This is a genomic window from Agrobacterium sp. MCAB5, assembly GCF_052114365.1.
In the GTDB taxonomy this organism is placed as follows: Bacteria; Pseudomonadota; Alphaproteobacteria; order Rhizobiales; family Rhizobiaceae; genus Agrobacterium; species Agrobacterium tumefaciens.
In genome coordinates, this window is the sequence record NZ_JBFREP010000009.1 from 268,998 (window position 1) to 278,032 (window position 9,035).

At 57.4% G+C, this 9,035-nt stretch carries 6 protein-coding genes; 3 read left to right on the forward strand and 3 right to left on the reverse strand.

What is annotated here, in order from left to right:
* A complete protein-coding gene (locus AB4Z23_RS20120) occupies positions 1–1,071 on the reverse strand; it encodes a substrate-binding domain-containing protein (RefSeq protein WP_111809819.1) in 1,071 nt (356 codons plus the stop codon).
* Between the two features lie 211 nt (positions 1,072–1,282).
* Positions 1,283–2,020, reverse strand: a complete 738-nt coding sequence (locus AB4Z23_RS20125; protein ID WP_025594974.1) for a prolyl oligopeptidase family serine peptidase — start codon at positions 2,018–2,020, stop codon at positions 1,283–1,285.
* Between the two features lie 287 nt (positions 2,021–2,307).
* Between AB4Z23_RS20125 and AB4Z23_RS20130 the strand changes: the two genes are divergently transcribed.
* Together AB4Z23_RS20130 and dinB are read left to right on the forward strand one after the other, a co-directional pair.
* Positions 2,308–4,374 carry an ATP-dependent helicase gene (locus AB4Z23_RS20130; protein ID WP_441360674.1) on the forward strand — a complete coding sequence of 689 codons (2,067 nt, stop codon included), beginning with the start codon at positions 2,308–2,310 and terminating at the stop codon, positions 4,372–4,374.
* A gap of 23 nt (positions 4,375–4,397) precedes the next feature.
* A complete protein-coding gene (gene dinB / locus AB4Z23_RS20135; protein ID WP_004431141.1) occupies positions 4,398–5,477 on the forward strand; it encodes a DNA polymerase IV in 1,080 nt (359 codons plus the stop codon).
* Between the two features lie 298 nt (positions 5,478–5,775).
* Here the strand turns inward: dinB and AB4Z23_RS20140 are convergent, their stop codons facing one another.
* Positions 5,776–7,947, reverse strand: coding sequence for a TonB-dependent siderophore receptor (locus AB4Z23_RS20140; RefSeq protein WP_441360675.1), 2,172 nt, complete (start codon positions 7,945–7,947; stop codon positions 5,776–5,778).
* A 272-nt stretch (positions 7,948–8,219) separates the two neighbouring features.
* Here AB4Z23_RS20140 and AB4Z23_RS20145 point away from each other — a divergent pair.
* On the forward strand, positions 8,220–9,035 hold an 816-nt coding region (locus AB4Z23_RS20145; RefSeq protein ID WP_441360676.1), incomplete at its 3' end, for an ABC transporter ATP-binding protein.

Sequence of the window (9,035 nt, forward strand, 5' to 3'; positions counted from 1 at the left end):
TCACGTCGTCTCATCCGTTTTGTTGACTGGGGACTTATCTGGGGAGGCCACTGGAGCCGGCCCCAATGTTTCACCCTTGACGGGTTGGCACTTGAGTAGAATTTGACTTCCCGGGCTGCCGGTCTCGATGCGGTTCACCAGCATTGCAGTCGCCTGCCGGCCCATCTCTTCACGGGGAATTTCATAGGATGTGAAACGCACCGGGCTGCGGCCGGCACGAATATGGCTGCCAAGCACGACCATCGAAAACACGTCGGGCACCCCAATTCCGCGCTCCCGTGCCAAAGTCTCGACGCGCACCGCATCCGCCAATTCTATGAAAAATGCCACCGTCGCGCCGCTTTCGATGATCGCGTCGAGGATCTTTTCGGCAGGCCGGTTTACCGCCTTTATGTGCAAGGCAAGCGTCGCCGCCGTGCCGAGCGCATCACTGAAACCTCGCCAGCGGTCGGCAATCGATTCCGCCGGACCCGCAGGGCCGATATAGGCGAGCTTGGAATGCCCGAGCATCATGGCATCTTCAACAAGCTGCCGTGTGCCCGCGCCATAGTCGCCGCCAACATAGGGCACGGGCCCGCCAGCATCGTCGCGTCGGCCGATCGCCACGAATGGATAATCTTCCGAGACCAGCCGGGTAAGCTCCTTGCGGTCGAATTCACGGCCCAGTACCAGGCAGCCATCGGCGATCCGGAGCCTGTTGCCCTCGGAAAAAATCTTGCGGTTGTTGCCGACGCCGGCACTGGTCAGCAGCAGAAGATCGTACGCCTGCTGTTGCGCCTCTTCCTCGATGCCCAACAGGAACGGCGTGAAGAAGTCCGCCTGTGCGCTTGGAAAAGCAGGCTCGTAGGTGAAGACGCCGAGGATGCGATTAAGCCCCTTGGCCATGCGGCGCGCGATCGGGTCCGCGACATAACCCGTCTTGCGAATGACCGCCTGTACGCGTTCGCGTGTTTCAGCCGGGATACGCGCAATCGCGGTCGGCGCGCCGTTCAGAACAAGCGATACTGTTGCCTGACTGACGCCGGCAAGCTTCGCAATATCGTTCTGAGTAAGGCGTTTATGGCTGGTCACGCAATGCCCTCCCCGACAGTCGTTGACTGCTAATACGTATTAGCTGTTAATGCGTATTAGCACGACTTCTCTACTCTGTGTCAAGAGGCGAAAGACACGCTTGCGGAGAGATGTTTTGACGAAAGCTTATGAGGCGGCCAGCCCGGCCTTATGACGGCCGCGCTGGGTTATGGGCTTCCATACCAGCGGTAAAACGGTGCCCGCTGCGGGTTCAGGGTACCGAAGGCGTCTTTGCGTCTGCAAGCTTTTGCTGGAGAAGCCAGGTCCACATCGCCTCATCGCCGAGCACTTTTGCCTCCACCTCTTCATGGTTCGTATCTTCAAAAACCGTCAGCCGCACATTACGTTTCAGTTCCTGGAGACGCTGAACGAGGACAACAGTATCGGACAAAGGAATCACCTCGTCCCTTGAGCCGTGAAAGGCCCAGAATGCTGTCTTTTCATTGGTGCGGTTGAGGTAATGGCGGATGCCGCCACCGGCAATTGGGACGACCGCAGCAAAAGTTTGCGGAAACTGCTCGGCCATTGACCAGGCGCCGAACCCTCCCCGGCTATATCCGATCAGATAGATACGGCTGCGGTCCACTCGATGATCCGCCACAACGGAAGCCAGGACGCTTGCGACACGTTCGATCGGATAAAGCAGTTCCTCGCTCGGATTTTGTGGCGAAAACACCATGAAAGGAAAATCACGGCCCCCTTCGATCAATTTTGGCAGACCGCTGCGGCGCAGCTTTTCGACGTCGCTCCCGCCCTGATCGCCGCCATGCAGCCAGACCACGAGAGGATAGGTCTTGTCCGAACCGGCATAGTCTTTGGGCGTATAAAGCAGATAATTGATATCCGACGCGATCGTGGCGTCAGACCTCATGGCCTTCTGCTCGGCAAACGCAAATGTCGATGTGGCCAGTGCTGCAACAGCGATCAGGCATAGTTTCAGATGCTTCATGCTTTTGTCCTCCCAACAAACACGTCTTCCAAGACGCGACTGGTGAACTCATCAGCCGCCGGGTTGGTTCAGTGGTTTGAAAAGCATGCCGCTCGACACGCCATGCGGAACCCGATTGAGGCTGCGAATATCGATCAACCAGGTTTGTCCACCGCAGTGTGGAGGACAGAGACATGCGTTCATTATTTGTTCTGGCCTGCTGTTTGAGTTTTTGCTAATCATTGCAACAAGAGTGCTTTTGAAAAATGCCGTCGTCGTGCGGATAGGCAAATATCAAGGATGCAGGCATGGCGGTTGCCTATCTGGACAAACTGAACGAGCAGCAACGCAAGGCCGTGGAACATGGCGTTGGGCCTTCAGGCGGATACACGGCTGGACCGTTGCTGATTATCGCCGGTGCCGGTTCCGGCAAGACCAATACGCTGGCGCACCGGGTGGCGCATCTGATCGTCAATGGCGCCGATCCTCGCCGCATCCTGCTGATGACGTTTTCACGGCGTGCCGCTTCCGAAATGGCGCGTCGTGTCGAGCGTATCTGCAAGCAGGTCATCGGCGCTAACGCCGGAGCCCTCACGGATGCGATGGCCTGGTCCGGCACGTTTCACGGGATCGGCGCGCGCCTCTTGCGAATCTATGCGGAACAGATTGGACTGGACGTGGATTTCACGATCCACGACCGCGAAGACAGCGCTGATCTGATGAACCTTGCCCGACACGAACTGGGTTTCTCCAAGACCGAGAGCCGTTTTCCGACAAAGGGCACCTGCCTTGCGATCTATTCGCGCGCCGTCAATTCACAAACGCCACTGAAAGAAATCCTGCGCCAGCACTATCCATGGGTGTCCAGCTGGGAAGAAGAGCTCAAGCAACTATTCGCCGCCTATGTCGAGGCCAAGCAGGCCCAGAACGTTCTCGATTACGACGATCTTCTGCTCTACTGGGCCCAGATGGTCAGCGATCCCGACCTTGCAGGCGATATCGGCAATCGTTTCGACCACGTGATGGTCGACGAATATCAGGATACCAACCGGCTGCAGGCCGCGGTGCTGATGGCACTGAAGCCGGGCGGTCGCGGGTTGACCGTGGTGGGTGACGATGCCCAGTCGATCTATTCGTTCCGGGCAGCAACGGTGCGCAATATCCTTGATTTTCCGGCATCTTTCAGCCCGGCTGCCGATATTATCACCCTTGATCGCAACTATCGCTCGACACAGCCGATACTGGCTGCCGCCAATGGTGTCATCGACCTTGCCCGTGAGCGATTCACCAAAAACCTCTGGACCGAACGACAGTCGCTCGAGCGGCCAAAGCTCGTGACAGTAAAAAGCGAAACCGAGCAGGCGAACTTCATTATTGACCAGGTGCTGGCCAATCGTGAGACCGGCATGACGCTGAAGCAACAGGCCGTGCTGTTTCGCACCTCCAGTCACAGCGGGCCGCTTGAAGTTGAACTTACACGCCGCAATATTCCCTTCGTCAAATTTGGCGGCCTGAAGTTTCTCGACAGTGCCCATGTAAAGGACATGCTGGCGGTATTGCGGTTCGCGCAAAACCCGCGTGACCGCGTCGCCGGTTTCAGGCTACTTCAGATGCTGCCGGGTATCGGGCCGAAGAAAGCCGGCAATATTCTCGATACGATTGCGGCAGATCCTGAACCTCTGCTCGCCCTAGCCGAAATTCCGCCGCCACCCAAAACCGGTGATGACTGGGTATCCTTCGTGCAGTTGCTGGCGAACATGCGAAAATTGCACGGCGGCTGGCCATCAGATATCGAGCAGGCGCGGCTCTGGTACGAGCCCCACCTCGAACGCATCCATGAGGATGCCGAGACGCGGAAGGCCGATTTGCTGCAACTCGAGCAGATTGCCGGCGGCTATCCTTCCCGCGAACGCTTCCTCACCGAACTGACGCTCGATCCGCCGGATGCCACCAGCGATCAGGCAGGCGTGCCGCTGCTCGATGAGGATTATCTGACGCTTTCAACCATTCATTCGGCAAAAGGCCAGGAGTGGCGTTCCGTCTTTATCCTGAACGTGGTCGATGGCTGCATACCCTCCGATCTGGGCGTCGGCTCCACGCATGAAGTAGAGGAGGAACGTCGGCTGCTCTATGTCGCCATGACGCGCGCCAAGGACAGTCTGTCACTGATAACCCCGCAACGGTTCTTCACCCATGGCCAGAACGCGCAGGGCGACCGGCATGTCTATGCCGCTAGAACCCGCTTCATACCGGCAACTTTGCTGCAGTTCTTTGAAACCGCCACCTGGCCCCTGGTTTCGGCCGCAGCCTCCGAGCGCAGCGCGCAGCAGATCCGCATCGATGTAGGCGCGCGGATGCGGGCGATGTGGAAATAGGGAAGATCGTACAGGCTGGAACGATGGATAACACGGCTGTTCGAAAGATCATCCATATCGACATGGATGCCTTTTATGCATCGGTGGAGCAACGCGACAACCCCGCACTTCGCGGCCTGCCGGTCGCCGTCGGCGGATCGGCCGCACGAGGCGTGGTGGCTGCGGCAAGTTATGAGGCGAGAACCTTCGGCGTGCATTCCGCCATGCCGTCCGTCACTGCCAAACGGAAATGCCCGGATCTGATCTTCGTACCGCCACGCTTCGAGGTATACCGGCAGGTGTCGCAACAGATACGCGAGATATTTGCCGAATATACCCCTCTGATCGAGCCGCTATCGCTCGACGAAGCCTATCTCGATGTCACCGAAAACCTGAAAGGCATGGAGATCGCCACCGAAATTGCGCTGGAGATCCGCGCAAAAATCAAGGCGGTCACCAGCCTCAATGCATCTGCCGGCATCTCCTACAACAAGTTTCTAGCCAAGATGGCAAGCGACCTGAACAAACCGAATGGCCAGGCCGTCATTACGCCGAAGAATGGGCCTGGCTTTGTTGAAGCCCTGGCCGTCAAGAAATTCCATGGCGTGGGACCCGCCACGGCCGAGCGGATGAAACGGCACGGCATCGAAACAGGGCTCGATCTCAAGTCGAAATCACTCGGTTTTCTGCAACAGCATTTCGGGAAGTCCGGCCCTTACTTCTACAACATCGCCCGCGGTATCGATGAACGGCAGGTCAAGCCCGATCGCATCCGTAAGTCTGTTGGCGCAGAAGACACATTCGTCGAGGATATCGACGATCTCGACTTGGCGAAGGCAGAGCTTGGCCCTCTGGCTCAGAAAGTCTGGCGTTATTGCGAGGCCCACGACATCACGGGAAAGACGGTGACCGTGAAAATCAAATATTCGGATTTCAGCCAGGCGACACGCAGCAAAACAGTGTCGGGAGCCGTGTCTGACCTCGCAACGATCCAAGAGATGTCAGAGAGCCTGCTTGCCTCCGTCTTTCCATTCAAACGTCCGGTAAGGCTGTTGGGGATTACCCTTTCCTCGCTGAGCACCGAAGAGAGTGAAGAGGAAGCGCAGCTCGCGCTTGGCTTGTGATGCCCCTGTCCCGAAAACGAAAAAGCCCGCCGCGGGAGGAGGTGCGGCAGGCTTTCCGAAATTTCGAACAACGGCTGGGAGGAGGAGTGCCATTGTTCACAAGACAACCCTTGGGAGGAGGATAGGGTCATCTCAATCCGAAGCTTTGCGGGAGGAGGTGCATCGCTTCGATGAAAACAAGATACCCGGTTTTGCCGCATATTAAATAGGCTTTAATGCAGCGCAGCCATGCAAGAAACGCACGAGTCTGCTTTCATCAGCAGCGGCAAGACCCAGATGGATTGCTCCGCCTGTACCCTTAGAATTTCACGCTGGCCGTGAGGCTGACGTTGAAGGGCTCGCCGACAGCATTGGCGTAGCTGGTGGAGCCAATGGATGAGGTATAATAGCTTTTGTCGAAGATGTTCTTCAGATTGAGCTGTAGGGTCACCGGTTTCTCCAGCTGAAGCGTATAGGTCGCAAAGGCGTCGAAGACGGCATAACCCGGCAGGTCATAGGAATTGTCGTTGATGCCGGCACGCTGGCCGACGGCCCGCACTCCTCCGCCGATCCGCAGCGTGTTGCCGTTCGGCCCGACCTCACCGACATCATAGGCAAGAAACAGCGAGCCGGTGTGACGCGCGACATTCGGCAGTCGCTTGCCGGCATAGGTGGAATCTTCGAGAACGAGAGCGTCCGTATAGGCATAACTTGCGATTAGATCGAGACTATCGGTAAGGTTGCCGGCAATATCCACCTCCACCCCGCGCGAGCGAACGAGACCGGCGGCCTTCACCGTCGACACACCGCCTACATCCTCCGAATAGGCGACATTGCGCTTGCGGGCATTAAACAAAGCAATATTGGCATTCAAACCGGTGAACAGGTCGAACTTGGCGCCCACCTCATAGGAAATGCCCTCCTCCGGATCAAGCCCGCCATAATAGGCTCCGATCGAGGATTGCGGGCGGAAGGTTTTCGCCACATTGGCATAAAGGGATGCATCCGGCGTGATCTTGTAGACGAGACCGGCATTGGGGATGAGTTCGCCGCCATTGTTCTGGGTGTTGACCACGAAGGGGCGGCCTTTGCCGGCATAGATGTCGTAATACTGGTAGCGCAAACCGCCGACAGCGATCCATTGATCGCCCAGATGCACGGCGTCCTGCATATAGATCGAAGCAGTGGAAAGCTCCTCCGTCTGGTCGCTGTCGACGGCCCTGACCGTCGTGCACGCCGGCAACCTGCCGTAAACGGGATTGTTAATGTTGAAATTCGAGGAATTTGCGCATCGCAACATGTTGGTGCGCAGCGTGTCGCTGTAATCGTAGGACATGCCGAACAGCAGATCGTTGCGCAGGCCACCAATATCAGCCTCACCGGTCAGGTCAGCGCGGGCCGCGTGGTTGTAGATGGTGGAATATTGCGTGGCGTCAGCGCGCCGCGTCACCTGCCCCGTGCGGGAATTGTAACCCATCACGCGGGCCTGGTTGTCGGAATATTCGTTTTGGCTATAGGCGTAGTTCAGCGACAGTTTCCAGTCTTCGGACAATTGGCGGTCTATTGAGATACTCGCCAGATCGGATTTGCCATCGGTGATGTTATAGGCCTCGTCCAGCCTGAGACGTCGGCTGACATTGATTGCCTTTCCTGTCGCCGGATCGAAGATCGTGCCGCGATCGAAGGGCACGCTGTAATCCTCATGCATATAGGAAACCGTAATGTCGGTATCCTCGCCGCTCCATTTTAGCGAGGGTGCGATCAGCCAGTTCTTTTTCTCACCAAAATTGCGCCAGTAGTCGCTGTTCTCCCCCTGACCGATCAGGCGATAGGAAAAATCCGTTCCCGCAATAGGTCCGGTCACATCGAAACCGCCGGATGTACCATACTTGCCCGCCCCAAAGGCTGAGAAGCGCGAATAGGCTTCGGCGGAGAAAGTATCTTCAGGCTCCTTCGTCACGACATTCACCATGCCGCCCGGATCGAGAATGCCGTAGAGCGTGGAGGCTGGCCCTTTCAGCACTTCCACTCGCTCCGCCATATCGTTGAAGGAATGCGGCAATGCGGTCTTTAGCCCGTTGATGAGGATCGAGCCGTCGCGGTTGTCACCAAAACCACGGCGGATAACGGCATCCTGCGTGCCGCCCAGCGTGTTTGACTGGGTAACGCCACTGACATTGGCGAGAGCATCATCCAGCGAGCGCGCCTGCTGGTCGCGAAGCACTTCATCGGTCACGACGTTAACCGATTGCGGAATATCGAGGATCGGCGTCTCGGTGCGCGTCGCAGTGCCCGTGGTTATCGGCTGATAACCGCGCGCGCCTTTTTTGACGTCGGCATTAACGGTTATCGTCTCAAGCACGGTCGTCTCGTCGGCATTTTTCTTCGGTGCCGTATTCTCCTGCGCAAAAGCAGGCAGGGCAACTCCGGCCAGAAGCAACGCCAACAGCGCTCGCGAGCCTACCTGAATGATCATCGAACCGTCATGCATCTGTCTTGTCCCCGGCTGCCCCTTACGTCATCGCGACGATGATGCACCGCTCTTTCAATTGATGAATGTAGTAGTCAACTTTAATTCGGCTTGTCACCGGCGAAACATCTGGCGAATGCGCGCTCCCTCATGCCTCCACAGTTCTGATTCGAGGCACAGATCGTCGCTTTTTGTGCAAATCACCGCGTAAAAACCGGCTTTTCGAAAGCTGTATACTTGACTACTACAGTCATCAATAATTCTGGTGGCGGCTCATTCAAACGGGGAAGATCTTGGACGACGGTGGCAACAATAGACGCGCGGACATACGTCTTGCGGCCAAGGCAATTGAGTTTGCCTATGGCGACACGCCCGTGCTTGCCGACGTGTCCATAGACGTTGCCCCGAACCGATTCACCGTTCTGCTCGGTCCGAACGGGTCGGGAAAATCGACGCTTCTCTCCGCACTTGCCCGCCTGCACCGCCCGGCAAGCGGCTATATCCTTCTCGACGGCCGCGACATATTTCATCATCCCACACGGGAGGTGGCAAAGCGGCTGGGCATGCTGGCACAGCAGAACCACACGCCGGAAGGGCTTTCGGTCTTCGATCTCGTCTCCCGTGGCCGCTACCCGCATCAGGGATTTTTGAAGCAGTGGAGCGAGGAAGACGCGGACGCAGTGGACGAGGCACTTTCTGTGACCGGAATGTCAGGCCTTGCTGAAAGAGCAATCGACAGCCTCTCCGGCGGCCAGCGCCAGCGCGCGTGGATCGCCATGGCGCTCGCGCAGCAGACAGATATCATCCTGCTGGACGAACCGACGACATTTCTGGATCTGCATCACCAGATAGAGGTGCTGGATATGCTGGCTGGCCTCGTCACCCATCACAACCGCACGATAGTTGCCGTGCTGCATGATATCAATCTCGCCCTGCAATATGCCGATCACCTGATTTTTCTGAAGGATGGACGGCTGCGGCACCGGCTGGAAACAGCGACGCTGTGCGATGCCCAAATCATCTCGGACGTTTTCGACATGCCTGTCGCCCAGCTCACGCATCCGGTCACGGCGAGGCCGGTATTTCTTCCCCTGCCCGGACGGACTGGC